Here is a 14,104-nt window from a genome sequence, read left to right as displayed (position 1 = left end):
CAGCTCGTATACCTGATGCGCCCAGTGGCGGCCAACCATTGGGCCATCTACCTCGGTTCGTCAGGGGCAAGCGGCTACCTGCTGAAGAGCGCTGAACCGGAATTCCTGCTTGCCGCTGTCCGCACCGTCCACTCGGGATATTCGGTGATTGCCCCCGGGTCGGTGCATGACCTCTTTCAACACGCGGCGCGCACGGTTTCTGTGGCCGGTCCCGACATTTTCGGTGCTGGAGCCGCCCTCTGCGAGGGAACGGGATGTGTTCCTGCTGGCGGCGAAGGGCTTGGACAATGGGGAGATGGCGGAGAGCTTGTTTGTTTCTGAGGCTACGGTCAAAACGCATCTGAGGAGTGTTCTGACGAAGCTCGGGGTGCGGACGAGGCTGCAACTTGTGGCTTTCGCGTATGAGCATCGACTGCTTCGGTGACGTCTTTCGGCCTGTTGGACTGGCGCTGCGTTCTTGACGGGCCGGGTGTGGCGTGAGGGCCGCAGCCGTGGGCAACGCCGTGGCCCCAAGTCCGTCGTCGAGATGGCAAATGATGACAGTCCGAGGCCGCAACATACCTATTAACTGCCATCTCGGCGTGAGGGCCAACCACTTGACCTGCGCCGTTCTCCTTCCTAGGGTGTTCTGAGAAAACGTTTTCTTGCCCTTGCTTGTCCATGCCGGAGTGCCTGAGGCGCTCCCGGACTGGGTCACATCGTTGTGCCCAGGGAAGGATCATCCATGCAGAAAACCCGCAACAGAGAACGCCTGCGAAGGGTCGGGGTCGCCACTTTGGCTACAGCGCTGGGCCTGGCGTCGCTCAGTGCGCTGGGAAGTCCAGCCAGCGCCGTTCCCGCGAACAAGCCTGGTTCGGCCGATAGTCCGGCCTGCTCCAGCGCCAGTGTCCAGCTCATCGCCACAACCGGCAGCGCGCCGCAGAACCTCTGCGTCCCCGCCGAAGCCACGGAGCACAACAAGACCTTGCTCGTCTGGAACAAGCCGGGCGTATACGACGACGTGGTGGACTATCGCGTCTACATGAACGGCCAGACGCTGGGCACGGCCGAGGAAAATGCGAAGACCCATTCCCCAGCCCAGGACTACATTGATGCTTTCCGGGCTGCGGACCGGGACGGGTTCCATGCGAAAACCGTGGCCCACAATTTCACGGTCACGGGGCTGGCGCCACGGACCACGTACCAGTTCAGCGTAACCGGAATCAGGAAAGACGGAACCGAGACCCGTTCGAGTGGTCCGATCACGGTGACTACCACTCCCGAACGCCACCGCGTGAACATCACGCACCCCGCCTACAAGGCCGTTGGTGACGGTCAGACCCTTAACACCACGGCAATTCAGAAGGCAATCGATACCTGCCGGACCCCGGGCTGCACGGTGGTGGTTCCAGCGGGCACCTTTAGAACGGGTGCCCTGTTCCTGCATTCGGACATGACGCTGGAACTGGCAGAAGGTGCCCGGCTCCTGGGTTCGGACAGGCCGGAGGACTACCCGCTGGAAAAGGGCTACTACCTTTACCCCGTCCCCGACCCCGCTCCCGAAGAAACCGAATACCGGAACTTCCGCAGGCCGCCGTCGCTCATTAACGTCCTGCCGGCAGACAATGGGCGTTCGGCTGAAGGCCGAGAGCCGGGAGCTGTCGCGAAGAACGTTCGGATCACCGGCAAGGGCGTCGTGGACGGCAACGGGTGGAAGCGGACCGCGGAGGGCTCCATCACGGACGAAGCGGGAAATGTGCTTCCGCAGTATGTTGCCAGTTCGGCCGGCAAGGTTCTGGATGACGGGGTCCTCGCCGCGGCCCAATTCCGCAATGCCAAGGAACACCCGGAGTTTCTGACGGGAGTGGTCAATAAGCCGGAAACGCTGGAGGATTCCGTGCTTTACGGCCAGTACCGCTCAAGCCTGATGACCTTCATGGGCGTGGAAGACCTTTACCTTGAGGGACTCACCGCCGATAACCCGGCCTTCCATGGCGTGATGATCCTGGACAGCCAAAACACTACGGTGAACGGGATGCGCCACACGACGTACAACACCAACAACGGCGACGGTTTGGAGTTCGGCGGGACCAGCAACGGCATGGTGCTCAACAACTTCTTCGACACCGGGGACGACCAGGTCAACTTTGCCGCGGGCCAAGGAAAGTACGGCGCACAAGGACGGCCCAGCGAGGACGTGTGGATTTTCAATAACTACATGCGCATGGGTCACGGCGGAGTCGCCGTAGGTTCCAACACGGCGGCGTGGGTTCAGCGGGTCCTCGCGGAGGACAACGTCATGTACAAGGTGGAGACCGGCGGCCTTCGCATGAAGAGCACGTCGGACATGGCAGGCGGCGGGCGGGATTTCCTGTTCCGTGATACGGCCATGGCCTGCATGGGGAGCAGCGCGTTCATCATGACGCTCAGCTACAACCAGTCGCCGTCGGGCTACGTCGCAGCAGATTCCGCGACTTTCAAAAACGTGAAGGTCAAGAATGTGTCTGTGGACGGCAACAACTCACCCACGTGCGGCATGGCCGTCTCCGACAGCAAGCCCGTGATCGATATCCAGGCGGGTCCTGCCCTGGGTGAAGGGACGGCCACGCTCAGCGGGTTCACCTTCCAGGATGTGGTGTTTCGGAACGTTAATCCCACCAACATCAAGGGCCTCACGGACTCCGCGTTCCACGGGGTGACGTTCCACAGCGTCCGGAACAACGCCAACCCCTGGCGCTTTGACGACTACTCCACCGGGAACACGTTCACGAATGTGAGCCCGTCCGTCAAGTGATGCCGGGCTGGCACTTAGTGACATACAACAGGACGGCGGCCGCCCCGAAAGGGAGACGGCCGCCGTCGTGATTAATGCGGTGCTATCAAGGACCGCGCTACATTGCCTTCCGTGAGGTGGTCTCATCCATAGCGTCCCTGCCCAGCCACGCGCCCAAGCCAATCATGGCCACGCCAAGCACAAAGTGCAGCCAGTTGTCGGCGGTGTTGAACGGAACAAAGTTGGCAGCGGTTTCCTGGTTGATGACCAAGCCGTAGATCCAAAGGACGATGTACACGGCACCGCCACCCAGGAGGAACAGGCGAGCCATGCGGCCCGTCCTCGCCATGGCCAGGCCGGCCGCGCCAAACAGCAAATGGACGATGTTATGGAGTATTGAAACTTGGAATATTCCAAACAACATGGCGCCTGATTCATGTCCGGCAAAGGTCATGGCGCCGTAATTGGTGGTGATTCCCGGGATGAACCCAAGAACGCCTACCAGCAGAAATACAATGCCAACGCCCAAGGCGGTGTTGTGGAGCGTTAAACCCATCGCATGGTGATGTGCTGGGTGCGAAGCGGTGGTCATAAGTCCTCCCTATTCACGCTGTTTACCGGCTCTTCTCATGGAGAGCCGGCCCGCGGCAAGGGGTGTCGGAAAACCTTGCCGACGCCGCCATAATACTCCTGAAATGCCGCTGATAGCAGGGGAAAGGGCAGTTCAGCGCCGGTTAGCATTGGTTAATGACTCAAGGCCCCAACGGAGGATTTGTTTCGATTTTCCACGACACCCGTGACGTCACTCCATTCCGTGAGGGACACATCCGAACTCCCGTGCGCGGATTGACCGACGGGCTCGGTGGAGCCCTGTCCGGAGTGTTGATCGGCCGGAACGCAGCCAGGCTCTCGGTGAGCGGCGATGCGCCGCGGTTGAAGTTCCTGGCATCCAGGCAGTCGCGGTTGATGCACGACGCGGTTTTCGGCTCATCCGACCCGGACCGCCTGCTCTCCCTTGCCCGTGAGTTCCCGGGGTGGGCGGGTCTTTGCTACGTCATGTCCGGCTTGCTGGTTTACAAGCACGGTGGATACCTGCGGGCGTCGGAACTGCTGCAACGGGGCCTGGCAACAAGGATCGACGACGACGCCAGCCAGTTCTCTGCCCAGTACCTGGGGCGGGTGGTCGCCCGGGTTGAGGTTGCCGAACGCGTTGAAGTCCCGGTTTTGTTCAGCGAGGAGTCCGTGTTCCTTGCCCTGTCCCATTGCCTGCGGGAGATGGGAATGATGGAGGCGGCGCTCGAAGCCGTGGTGAGCCTGCCGCCGTCGTTGCCTTCTGCGCTGGCCCGCTGCACGGCGGCTTTTGCGCTGGGACGGTACCGCGACGTGGTGATCTGGACCAATGGCCTGCTGAATACCGATGACCTGTCTGCCGCGCTGTTGCTGATCCGCGCCCGGGCGCAGCGCGCCCGCGGAGATTTCGATTCCGCCCAAAACGCCCTCAAGGAAGTCCTGCGCCGCAAGAAGACCAGCTTGGCCCTCCGTAATGATGCCCTCACGGACAGAGCCCTGCTGGCTCTTGACCAGGGACGTTTCACGTTGACTCCGAGGTCCCGGCGGCCTGCGCCGCCGGCTGAGCTGGAGTCCATGGAAGTTATCCGTAAAGACGCCGAGATGCGTCGCCTGTGGGAGAACGACTTCAGGCAGCTGGGCGGCGAGTAAACACGGCGTCATTGAGTATGAGCGCTTGGACGAAGTGCTCGCAGCCTGAAAGCGGCTAGATGTGCGTGGCCACCAGCGGAATGATCTGTTCCGACAACAGCACCACGCCCAATCCCACCATGATGATGCCGCTGGTGAGGGTGACAACCCGCGCGGCGCCGGGCCTCGATGCAAGCAGTTTCCGTGAGGTCAGCGCCACGCCCGTGTATACCAGCCCTGCCATCACCACGAACGTCATCCCCAGCAAGCCGGACTGCACGGGCACGGGAAGCGACGCGTCGGGACTGACGAACTGCGGAACCAGCGCAACGAAGAACAGCAGGCCCTTCGGGTTGATGCCGCTGGTTCCCACGCCCTGCAGGAAAGTGCGGAGCTGGTTTCCGGAATGCACGACGCCGGCATCCGCACTGAAGCTCGCACCTCGCCACGAGCGGATGGTTGAGGCGCCAAGCCACAGCAGGTAGGCGGCGCCGGCAACAGTGAGCCAACTCAGGAGACCCGGAACGCCGGCCAAAAGTGCCGCCAGGCCGGCCGCCATGAGCAATGTGTGGATGACGTAGCCCCCGCAGAGCCCCGCTACGGCGGGGACGAAGCTGCGCTGCCGGAGGCCTGCCGAAATCGAATAGGCCCAATCGACGCCGGGGGTGCAGGCGAGGCTGACAGACACCAGCAGGAAGGCGAAGAACAGCTGCGGATTCAAGGTTCTCTCCAGGGTTTGTTGGTAGGAAAACTCTAGGGAAAATCGCTTGAGAAGTGCTCGCCAATTTCGCCCGGATCGCAGGCTTTCGGGTAAGATTTTTGCGTGATCGACGGAATTGACAGAAGTATTTTGCGGCACCTCAAAGAAGACGGCAGGATTACTGCCACCGCACTGGCCTCCAAGGTCGGCCTGACCGTCGCTCCGTGCCACCGGAGGCTCCGCGACTTGGAGCAGTCCGGCGTGATCCGTGGTTACCGCGCCGACATCGATCCCGCCGCCGTCGGGCTTGGTTTTGAAGCAATTGTCTTCGTGACCCTCCGCCAAGCGGACCGGGCAACCATGGCGGCTTTTGAGGCCCGTGTGGCCGCGAGCCCCAACATTGTCGAAGCGCAACGACTGTTCGGTTCGCCCGATTACCTGCTGAAAGTCATTGCCGCGGACCTGCCCGCGTACCAGCGCTTCTACGACGACGAGCTGGCCGCTCTTCCGGCGGTGGAGCGCTTGAACTCGACGTTGGTCATGAAGAACCTCAAAACGAACACGGGACCACCGGTCTGAGTTGCTCCTGGAGCTGGGCTATTCCTGGAGCAGGCCGGTGGTGCGGTAAGGGATCACTTCGCGGAGGAACATGCTGGTGGATGTCCTGACGATCCCGGGGCAGAGCCGGATCTCCTCGGAAACCCGGTAGAGATCGTCCGGGCTTTTCGCCACCACCCTGATGATGAGGTCGGTATCGCCGGCTGGAGCATGGCATTCCAGGACTTCCGGGATCTTCCGCAAGGCGGCGATGGCCTCGTTGAGGTGGCTTTGGTCCAGTTCGGCGCTGACTGCAGCGGCGACGCCCCTGCCGAGGGCGGAAGGAAGCACGCGGCTGCTGTTGGCGCGCAAGGCCCCGGCCGCCGTCATGCGTTCCAGGCGGGTTTGAACCGTGCCCCGGGCAAGGTTCAGCTTCTGCGCCAGCACCATGATGGGCATGCGGGGATCATCGTCCAAGGCGGCGATGATCCGGCGGTCGGTGGCGTCGAGTTCCTGCAAAGTGACTACTCCCTGTCGGTTCTTCACGATGATACTGGTCAGATCGACTAATCATCCTAGACTCTATTGCACCAACTGTAGGCTTCCTGCTGAAATTGTGACAACGAAGCGGAACGAGGCCATCGCCGGATCCCGCAGGCACCAGGTATCCCGGTACACCACCCGGAATCCTGCAAAAGCATCCCGCAAGGAAGCAGCCGCTGATTGACTCTTGTTCACGCATTGTCATTCCGCACAACATGCCCGCATGGGCACCACAGTAAGAGCCCCTGAGCCACCGAATCGTTGCGGTAGCTGAGGGGCTCTTGTGTTGTCCGTGGCGCGCCTTGGCGGTGGTGGAGCCATCCTGGCCGGGGCGTGCCGCATAGGCTTGGACCATGACTTCCGCAGGACGCTTTGCCCCCAGCCCTTCCGGGGAACTTCACGTGGGCAACCTGCGGACCGCTATCCTCGCCTGGCTCTTCGCCAAGGGCACCGGCCGGGACTTCCTGTTGCGCGTAGAGGACCTTGACCGGGCGCGCTCCGGAGCCGAGGCGGTGCAGCTCCGTGACCTGGCTGCCGTGGGCGTCCGGTGGGATGCCGCCGTCGTACGCCAAACCGACCGCGTGACGCTCTACGCGGACGCGATCGCGCGGCTGACGGACCAAGGGCGCACGTATGAATGCTTCTGCACGCGACGCGAAATCCAGGAAGCACCGTCGGCGCCGCACGCCCCGCAGGGCGCCTACCCGGGAACGTGTCGGCGGTTGTCGCACGCCGAACGGGAGATCCGGCGGGCCACCCGGCCCGCTGCCATCCGGCTCATGGCAGACGTCACCGAGTGGGCTGTGGAGGACCAGTTGCACGGCCAGTACCGGGGAGTGGTGGATGACTTTGTGTTGCGCCGCAACGACGGCGTGACTGCCTACAACCTCGCAGTGGTGGTGGACGACGCAGCCCAAGGCATCGACCAAGTGGTGCGCGGCGACGACCTCCTCCCTTCAACGCCCCGGCAGGCTTATTTGGCTACCCTCCTGGGCCTCCCGGTCCCCGAATACGCGCATGTTCCGTTGGTTGCTAATCACGACGGCGCCAGGCTGGCAAAGCGCGACGGTGCCGTCACGCTGGGGGACCTCGCCGCCGTCGGGGTTTCTGCCGATGCCGTGCGGGACCTTCTGCTGGGGTCGCTCGGATTGCCCGCGGGATCCTTGGAATCCGCCCTGCCTTTCTTTGAGCCGGCGAAGCTCCCGCGGGAGCCGTGGGTGTGGAAAAAATCCGTGCCGGAGATGCCCGCCCGTTAGGCTGGCAGGATGCATTCACAGGTGATCGCCCCCGGATTCGAATACGTCGCAGAGCTCTTTGGCAGCTTTCTGGAGCAGGATCCGGAGTACTCCGCGCAGGTGGCCGCCTATCATCGAGGCGTCAAGGTCCTGGACCTCAGCGGGGGACCGCACATCCGGGCCGATTCCGTGACCGGCGTCTTCTCCTGTTCCAAGGGTATGGGCGGTTTGGTGATGGCCCTGCTCGTCCAGGACGGTTTGCTGGACCTCGACGCTGAAGTGGTGAAGTACTGGCCGGAGTTCGGCGTCGAAGGCAAGGAAAGCGTCACGGTGGCGCAGCTGCTTTCGCACCAGGCAGGGCTTTTGGGCGTGGAGGGCGGGCTGACCATGGACGAGGTCAACGACTCCGGGCTGGCCGCGGCAAAACTCGCCAAGCTGCCTCCCTTGTGGAAGCCGGGTGCGGCGTTCGGCTATCACGCACTGACAATCGGGGTCTTCATGGAGGAACTCTGCCGCAGGATCACCGGTTCCACCCTGCAGGCCATCTTCGAGGAGCGAATCAGGTCGGTTGCAGGCGCGCACTTCTATCTGGGCCTGCCCGCTGAAGAGGAAGGCCGGTTCGCGCCCTTCCGTTGGGCCGCCGACCCCGCAATGCCGTGGGTTGACCCCGCAAGCCACTTCGGGCTGACCGTCAACGCGGCTGCCGGGGACCTCCTGGACCTGCCCAACATCAGGGAAGTCCGCGCGGCAGGACTGAGCTCCGCAGCAGGGGTTGCCAGCGCGGACGGAATGGCAGGGATCTATGCGCTTGCGCTGACGGGCCTGGCCGCCTCCGCCGTCGGGCCTTTGCTCACCGAGGAGACCATCCGGACGGTGTCCGCCGAACAGGTCTTCGGAATCGACCGGGTTTTTGGCGAGGCCGGATGCTTTGGCACGGTGTTCATGAAGTCGCACAACAGGATGCCGTTCGGCAGCTACCGCGCGTTCGGGCACGACGGTGCCAGTGCCTCCCTCGGATACGCGGATCCCGTGTACGAACTCGGCTTTGGCTACGTGCCCCAGCAGGCCGAGCCAGGGGGAGTGGGCTGCCGGAACTTCCTGCTCAGCTCGGCGGTGCGCCAGGCGATCGCGGCGCTGTAGTCCTATCCCGTAAAGCCCGGCCCATACAAAGGATGAACACCATGACCATGACCTACACGGGCACCACGGCCCTGATTACCGGTGCAAGCTCGGGGCTCGGTGCCGAATTCGCAACCCGCTTTGCGGCCCGAGGGGCCAATCTGGTCCTCGTTGCCCGGCGTGCTGATCGTTTGGAAGAGCTGGCCAGGGAGTTGCGTGCCGAGCACGGGGTCTCCGTCACGGTTCTGGCCATGGACCTGAGCCGGGCAGGCGTGGGCCGCGAATTGGCGACCGCGCTGTCCACCCGAGGGATCGCGGTTGACACCCTGATCAACAACGCAGGCTTTGGTACCCGGGGGCCGTTCGCCCAGGAGGATCCCGATGTTGTTGCCTCCGAAATCGCTGTAAACATCGCAGCCTTGGTGGACATCACCAGGGCATTTCTTCCCGGCATGCTGTCCTCCGCCAAGGGCGCGCTGGTGAACGTTGCCAGCACTGCGGCCTTCCAGCCCGTCCCCGGCATGGCAGTTTATGGGGCTACCAAGGCCTTCGTCCTGAGTTTCACCGAGGCCATTGCCCATGAAACGAAGGGAACCGGACTCCGGGTCCTCGGCCTGTGCCCAGGAGCCACCCTTACCGAGTTTTTCGAGGTCCTGGGCAGCGAGTCGGCAGCAGTCGGAATCATGCAGACGCCCGAACAAGTGGTTGAAACCGCTCTCAAGGCACTGGGTGGGAAGGCCACTCCGGCCAGCGTGGTGTCAGGCCTGACCAACCGCATTGCCGCGGGGCTGGCCCAGCGCCTGCCCCGCGCCCTCACGGTGGCCATCGCCGCCCGAGCCGTGCAGGACTAGCCCTCCCCGACTGACGGTCAGCCCGCTGCTGCCTCCAAACGCCGGAGCGCGGCGGCCCGGCCTTTGTGACCTGAACGTTCATCAAGGGCAATGGAAATGCCCAGAACCGCAACCATAACCAGCATGCACAAAGGAACCGAGGCCCCCGCTGCGGCCAGGACGATGCTGCCGCCGAGTACGGCCAGTACCATGGCCGTGCTCCACAGTACATGCTTGTCCACGCCGAGCATCGCAGTGTAGAGCGCTGTCAAAGAGACCTTGAAGATCGCGATTGGGACCGCAATCCAGGCGATGACCGCGGCGGCGCTGATGTGGGCCGCGTGGTCGATGAAGTAAGCGGCCACATGGAGTCCCGCGCCGGTGGCAGCGATGGCCGCAAAGACGATCATGTGCCCATAGCCAAAGAGGAACGAACGGTGCCGCTGCAGGTGCAGGGACTTCCCCGAGGGGAGGATGAAGTAGATCCACCACATGCCAAAGGCCAGGCCGGTCCCGCTGATTCCGACGACGGCCGCTTCAAGTGACCAGCCGTGCAGGGCGACGATTGCACGAAGGGTTTCGATGGCACCGATCAGGCATTCGCCCAAGGCGATGATGGCCAGCAGTCCATAGCGTTCGGCAATATGGTGTGCGTGCCAGGGAGTGCGCATCTTCCGCTCGGCCAGTCCCGGGACGGACATCTCCAGGATGAAAAGCGGAGCTGCAAGCAGGAACGTTGTCAGCACGTCCGTTTCGATCACCAGGGCTGCCACCCAGCCGAGTTGCACCAGCGCAAGGTACTTGGCGTAGCGAAGGCAGGTTTCGCGGCGGTCGGGATCTTGCCGGGCAGCACGCAACCACTGGAACACCAAGGCCAGGCGCATCACGATGTAGCCGATCAGGATTGCCACGTTGTTCACGTGATCTCCCTCCAGGAGGGAGTGGAACATCGGCTCGATGCCCATGGCCAGGATGAGGACCCCCACCATCTGCACCATGGTGACCACCCGGAACACCCAGTCGTCGGTGTCATAGGCGCTGGCGAACCAAGTGAAGTTAACCCACGCCCAGATCACGGCGAACATGGCGTAACAGAATCCGAGCAGGCCTACCCCGAAGTGTGCTTCCGCGACGTTGTGGGCCAACTGGTTGGCAGAGACGCTGAACGCGATCACAAAGGTCAAGTCGAAAAACAGTTCCAAGGGTGTAGCGGTGCGGTGCTGCTCGTGGGGGTCGCGACCGCCCATCCGCGCCAAGGCATGGCGAAGGGGATTCGTGGACATGGTTCAAGGTTACCGGCGCCGTGTGGGCCTGTGCCGGGTTCGTGGGAATGCGCCAGGATCGCCGTTCCTCTACACACGAAAGGGCAGGCTTCCCGCGAACTGGGCGCAGCGGACCCGGCGAACTCGGGGCGCAGCGGCCTGACTAGACCCGCCCCAGCACGTCGATGTCTTCGAGGAACTCCTGGTACACCTGTTCGCTGACGGTGGTCCGGGTGTCGGCGATCGCGTCGAGGTAGTCCTGCGTGACAGGTCCCTTCCGGCCCTGTGGAGCAGTGCTGCCGTTCGAAGCGGCGCCGGCGGCAGCAGCGTCGTCGTACACTGCTTTTTCCAAGGCGCGCTGGGAGGCGCTTCGCGCGGCGAACTCGATGTCCGCTGGTGAGAAGCCCTCGGTTCGCTCAACCAACAGCGGAATATCCACGTTGTCCACCACGGTTGCGGGGATGAAACGCTGCCACATGGCTTCGCGGGCATGGACGTCCGGAAGACCGATGGGGATGACGTAGTCGAAGCGGCCGTGGCGCAGGAAAGCCGTGTCCAGGGCGCGAATGAAGTTGGTGGCGCAGACCAGGAGGCGGCCGGGCTGTTCGCGAAAGGCCGGAATGATCTTCAAGAGCTCGTTGGTGACGCCCTGCAACGGCGACGGCGGATCGCCGGCGCGCTGAGAGGCGATTTCCTCCACTTCGTCGATGAAGACCACAGCGTGTTCCAGCTCTGCGATCTCAAGGAAAGTTTCCCGCAGCGCACCCGCCAGGCCCTTGGGGTCGGATGCGAGCCGGGAAGGGAAAACTTCCACGAACGGCCACTCCAGCCGTGAGGCGATGGCCTTCGCAAATGTGGTCTTGCCGGTGCCGGGAGGACCGAACAACACCACGGCGCGTGGGGGTACTACTCCGTATTCATCGGCGAGGTCGGCTTCGGCCAGCGGAAGGACGAGGCGGCGTTCCAGCAGTTCCTTCTCGCGCTTCATGCCCGCCACGTTTTCCCACAGATCCCGGGCCAGGATCCGGCCTCCGAGCAGGCTGAGCGGCTCCAATTCCTGCCGCTGGACGGGGATGGTCCGCTCGAAGTAGCGCAGGTTCTTCTTCACCACGAAGCCGCGGCCAAGGAACGCCTCCACCCGGGTTTCGGTTTCGGGCATGAGCGCGGAGAGCTTGTTCAGGCCGTGCGGTGCCATGCGGTTCTCGACGGCGGACAGGAGCGAGGTGCCGATCCCGCGTCCGCGGAACTCCGGAAGGGTGGCGAGGAAGACTATCCAGCCTTGATCATGCGCGGCGCGTCCGACGGCGGCTCCCACCACTTCGTCGCCCTGCACGGCAACAACCGCGTGGTCCTTTTCGCAGGAGGCCAGGACTTCGGAGAGCGCGTACACCGGCTCGACGCCGTTGGCCTTCAGCGATTCCCACAGATGCAGGATGCCGTCCAGGTCCGAGGAGTGAAAATCCCTGATGCGCCAATTCGTCATGCCTGCTCCTGAGTCCGCAAAGTGGGGTCGCCGTTGATTCCTTGGAGTCGAGCATAGGCGAACCCGGCAGGCGGGACGTTGCGCGGCGGTTGCGTTACGCACCCGCCGTTAGGGTCAGGAGCTAGGCGTTGGCGAGTGACGCACCGGCCCGCTTACTCGCACTTGCCCCCTTACCCGTGCCCGCACGGTAGTACTCCTGGCGCTGGACGCCCAGGCCGTCGATCTCAAGCTCGATCACGTCGCCGGGCTGGATGAAGGGGAACCGGCCGGACAAGGCCACGCCCTCAGGGGTTCCCGTGATGATCACGTCGCCGGCCTCCAGCACCATGTACTGGCTGAGGTGGTGGACGATCGTGGGGGCATCGAAGACCATGTCCGAGGTGTTGGAGTCCTGCCGGATCTCGCCGTTCACGCGGGTGCGCAACCCAAGGTTGGCGGTATCGACGTCGGACGCGGGAACCAGCCACGGACCCAAAGGCGTGGAACCCGGGAGCGTCTTGCCCTTGGTCCACTGCCCGGCGGGGCCGTTCATCTGGAAATCGCGCTCGGAAAGGTCGTTAGCTACGGCGTAGCCGGCAATGTATTCGGCCGCTTCCTCGACAGTGGAGAGGTAGGAGGCTTCCTTGCCGATCACGATTGCGAGTTCCACTTCCCAGTCGTACTTTTCCGACGTCGGGGGGATAGGGGCCGCGTCGAAAGGCCCGCTGATAGTGTTGGCCGGCTTGAGGAACGCCACCGGGACCTCGGGCGGCGTGACTCCTGATTCAGCGGCATGGGCCGCGTAGTTCAGTCCGATCGCGATGACGTTCGCAGGCCGGGCAACGGGGGCACCGATCCGCAGGCCTTCGGCGGAGATCTCCTCGAGTTGGCCGGCGTCCAGGGCTTCGCGCGTGCGGGCGATGCCGTCCGAGGCGAGGAAGCCGCCGTCGAGGTCCTTGGTGAGGGACATCAGGCTGAAGTACTTTTCCCCCTGTGCGTCCTGGGCAATGACAACAGGTTGTTCGTTTCCGGCCGCTCCCAGCCTGGCGAATTTCAAGGTCATGGCTTCCTCCGTTTTCGGTACTGACATCCGCAACCCAGTGTGCTGTGTTGGCCCGGCAATCCTTAAATGTGACCCTGCCGGTTCCGTTGCCCGGCTGGCTTCCCGCTAGAGGGTCCGCCGAAGCCGCTTTTCCAGGCTGCTGATGTGGACGGTGACCAGTGCCTTCACGAGTTCGGCATCGCCCCGCTCCAGGGCGTCGACGATCGTCCTGTGGTCATCCAACGCCCGAGTTACCGCCTCGTCCCTGGTGACGTCCTGCCAGATGCGGGCCCGTATGGTGCTGCTGTAAAGGGCTTCCACGAGGCTGCCGAGGTAGTCGTTTCCGGCTGCTTGCGCGATGACGCCGTGGAACGTGAGGTCATGGGCAACCAGTTCCTCCACGGAGCTGTACTCGTCCACCATTTTCAAGCTCTCGCTCAGCCTGGAGATGTCTGCCGCAGTTATTCTTCCTGCGGCCAAGTGGGCCGTGGCGGGTTCCAGGATACGTCGGACCTCGAAGAGTTCAAGGACCGAGCGGTCCTGGTGCAGGTCCACTACGAAGGCCACGGCCTGGTTGAGCAATTTGGCGTCGAGGCTGGTCACGTATGTTCCGTCTCCGCGGCGGACGTCGAGGACGCGGGTGAGTTCCAGTGCTTTCACGGCTTCCCGCAGCGAGCTTCGGGAGAGCCCCAGCCGTTCACTGAGTTCCTTCTCGGGGGGCAGCCGGTCACCGGCCTTGAGTTCGCCGCGGATCAGCATGTCCTTGATCTTGCCGATCGCCTCATCTGTGACAGCCATGGACCAATACTAGGTGCCAGTGATCCGACGTCTGCACCCAACTAGGTCGCATTAGTGCGCGTTTTGAACGTTGTCATGTCTCAGGACCTTGTAGACACTTCATGTCTCATGACTTCGTAGACACTT

Annotated in this window: 13 protein-coding genes and 1 pseudogene; 7 read left to right on the top strand and 7 right to left on the bottom strand. The window is 63.2% G+C overall.

Going from position 1 to position 14,104, the window contains the following annotated elements; all coding sequences use genetic code 11:
* Positions 1–63: 63 nt before the first annotated feature.
* Both OCL88_RS21170 and OCL88_RS16955 read left to right on the top strand, forming a co-directional pair.
* Positions 64–424 (top strand): annotated as a pseudogene (locus tag OCL88_RS21170) (DNA-binding response regulator); the annotation flags it as partial.
* 300 nt (positions 425–724) lie between these two features.
* A complete protein-coding gene (locus OCL88_RS16955; protein ID WP_264963265.1) occupies positions 725–2,773 on the top strand; it encodes a glycoside hydrolase family 28 protein in 2,049 nt (682 codons plus the stop codon).
* A gap of 97 nt (positions 2,774–2,870) precedes the next feature.
* Here OCL88_RS16955 and OCL88_RS16950 read toward each other — a convergent pair whose 3' ends face one another.
* Positions 2,871–3,344: a DUF4383 domain-containing protein gene (locus tag OCL88_RS16950; RefSeq protein ID WP_021473937.1), complete on the bottom strand. Its 474-nt coding sequence runs from the start codon at positions 3,342–3,344 to the stop codon at positions 2,871–2,873.
* A 155-nt stretch (positions 3,345–3,499) separates the two neighbouring features.
* On the opposite strand from OCL88_RS16950, the gene OCL88_RS16945 reads away from it, so the two are divergent.
* A complete protein-coding gene (locus OCL88_RS16945) occupies positions 3,500–4,471 on the top strand; it encodes a hypothetical protein (protein ID WP_264963264.1) in 972 nt (323 codons plus the stop codon).
* 55 nt (positions 4,472–4,526) lie between these two features.
* On the opposite strand, the gene OCL88_RS16940 is transcribed toward OCL88_RS16945, so the two are convergent.
* The gene (locus tag OCL88_RS16940) at positions 4,527–5,171 is read right to left on the bottom strand and encodes a LysE family translocator (protein ID WP_264963263.1); all 645 of its coding nucleotides are present in this window, start codon (positions 5,169–5,171) and stop codon (positions 4,527–4,529) included.
* A 102-nt stretch (positions 5,172–5,273) separates the two neighbouring features.
* On the opposite strand from OCL88_RS16940, the gene OCL88_RS16935 reads away from it, so the two are divergent.
* The gene (locus OCL88_RS16935; RefSeq protein WP_062098353.1) at positions 5,274–5,729 is read left to right on the top strand and encodes an Lrp/AsnC family transcriptional regulator; all 456 of its coding nucleotides are present in this window, start codon (positions 5,274–5,276) and stop codon (positions 5,727–5,729) included.
* An 18-nt stretch (positions 5,730–5,747) separates the two neighbouring features.
* Here the strand turns inward: OCL88_RS16935 and OCL88_RS16930 are convergent, their stop codons facing one another.
* Complete coding sequence (locus OCL88_RS16930) at positions 5,748–6,206, bottom strand: Lrp/AsnC family transcriptional regulator (RefSeq protein WP_031217015.1); 459 nt, start codon at positions 6,204–6,206, stop codon at positions 5,748–5,750.
* A 377-nt stretch (positions 6,207–6,583) separates the two neighbouring features.
* Between OCL88_RS16930 and gluQRS the strand changes: the two genes are divergently transcribed.
* From gluQRS to OCL88_RS16915, 3 genes are read left to right on the top strand one after another with little or no spacing between them, the layout of a single operon-like run.
* Positions 6,584–7,486 carry a tRNA glutamyl-Q(34) synthetase GluQRS gene (gene gluQRS, locus OCL88_RS16925; protein ID WP_264963262.1) on the top strand — a complete coding sequence of 301 codons (903 nt, stop codon included), beginning with the start codon at positions 6,584–6,586 and terminating at the stop codon, positions 7,484–7,486.
* A 9-nt stretch (positions 7,487–7,495) separates the two neighbouring features.
* Complete coding sequence (locus OCL88_RS16920) at positions 7,496–8,605, top strand: serine hydrolase domain-containing protein (protein ID WP_264963261.1); 1,110 nt, start codon at positions 7,496–7,498, stop codon at positions 8,603–8,605.
* Between the two features lie 41 nt (positions 8,606–8,646).
* Positions 8,647–9,435: an SDR family NAD(P)-dependent oxidoreductase gene (locus tag OCL88_RS16915; RefSeq protein ID WP_264963260.1), complete on the top strand. Its 789-nt coding sequence runs from the start codon at positions 8,647–8,649 to the stop codon at positions 9,433–9,435.
* A 17-nt stretch (positions 9,436–9,452) separates the two neighbouring features.
* On the opposite strand, the gene OCL88_RS16910 is transcribed toward OCL88_RS16915, so the two are convergent.
* The 4 genes from OCL88_RS16910 to OCL88_RS16895 form a co-directional block, all read right to left on the bottom strand.
* Complete coding sequence (locus OCL88_RS16910; RefSeq protein WP_264963259.1) at positions 9,453–10,697, bottom strand: low temperature requirement protein A; 1,245 nt, start codon at positions 10,695–10,697, stop codon at positions 9,453–9,455.
* A gap of 142 nt (positions 10,698–10,839) precedes the next feature.
* Positions 10,840–12,159 carry an ATP-binding protein gene (locus OCL88_RS16905; RefSeq protein WP_264963258.1) on the bottom strand — a complete coding sequence of 440 codons (1,320 nt, stop codon included), beginning with the start codon at positions 12,157–12,159 and terminating at the stop codon, positions 10,840–10,842.
* Positions 12,160–12,280: 121 nt separating this feature from the next.
* Positions 12,281–13,201: a fumarylacetoacetate hydrolase family protein gene (locus tag OCL88_RS16900; RefSeq protein ID WP_264963257.1), complete on the bottom strand. Its 921-nt coding sequence runs from the start codon at positions 13,199–13,201 to the stop codon at positions 12,281–12,283.
* A gap of 105 nt (positions 13,202–13,306) precedes the next feature.
* On the bottom strand, positions 13,307–13,978 hold the full coding sequence (locus OCL88_RS16895; RefSeq protein WP_264963256.1) for a FadR/GntR family transcriptional regulator: 672 nt from the start codon (positions 13,976–13,978) through the stop codon (positions 13,307–13,309).
* Between the last annotated feature and the right edge of the window lie 126 nt (positions 13,979–14,104).

Source organism: Paenarthrobacter sp. PAE-2 (genome assembly GCF_026013155.1).
GTDB lineage: Bacteria > Actinomycetota > Actinomycetes > Actinomycetales > Micrococcaceae > Arthrobacter > Arthrobacter ureafaciens.
This window is presented reverse-complemented; position numbering and strand designations above follow the sequence as displayed.

What these genes read in the sequence shown, in the direction of transcription:
- OCL88_RS16955 (WP_264963265.1), top strand. Translation starts at nt 725, where the DNA reads ATGCAGAAAACCCGCAACAGAGAACGCCTGCGAAGGGTCGGGGTCGCC.
- OCL88_RS16950 (WP_021473937.1), bottom strand. Translation starts at nt 3,344, where the DNA reads ATGACCACCGCTTCGCACCCAGCACATCACCATGCGATGGGTTTAACG.
- OCL88_RS16945 (WP_264963264.1), top strand. Translation starts at nt 3,500, where the DNA reads ATGACTCAAGGCCCCAACGGAGGATTTGTTTCGATTTTCCACGACACC.
- gluQRS (WP_264963262.1), top strand. Translation starts at nt 6,584, where the DNA reads ATGACTTCCGCAGGACGCTTTGCCCCCAGCCCTTCCGGGGAACTTCAC.
- OCL88_RS16920 (WP_264963261.1), top strand. Translation starts at nt 7,496, where the DNA reads ATGCATTCACAGGTGATCGCCCCCGGATTCGAATACGTCGCAGAGCTC.
- OCL88_RS16915 (WP_264963260.1), top strand. Translation starts at nt 8,647, where the DNA reads ATGACCATGACCTACACGGGCACCACGGCCCTGATTACCGGTGCAAGC.
- OCL88_RS16910 (WP_264963259.1), bottom strand. Translation starts at nt 10,697, where the DNA reads ATGTCCACGAATCCCCTTCGCCATGCCTTGGCGCGGATGGGCGGTCGC.
- OCL88_RS16905 (WP_264963258.1), bottom strand. Translation starts at nt 12,159, where the DNA reads ATGACGAATTGGCGCATCAGGGATTTTCACTCCTCGGACCTGGACGGC.
- OCL88_RS16900 (WP_264963257.1), bottom strand. Translation starts at nt 13,201, where the DNA reads ATGACCTTGAAATTCGCCAGGCTGGGAGCGGCCGGAAACGAACAACCT.
- OCL88_RS16895 (WP_264963256.1), bottom strand. Translation starts at nt 13,978, where the DNA reads ATGGCTGTCACAGATGAGGCGATCGGCAAGATCAAGGACATGCTGATC.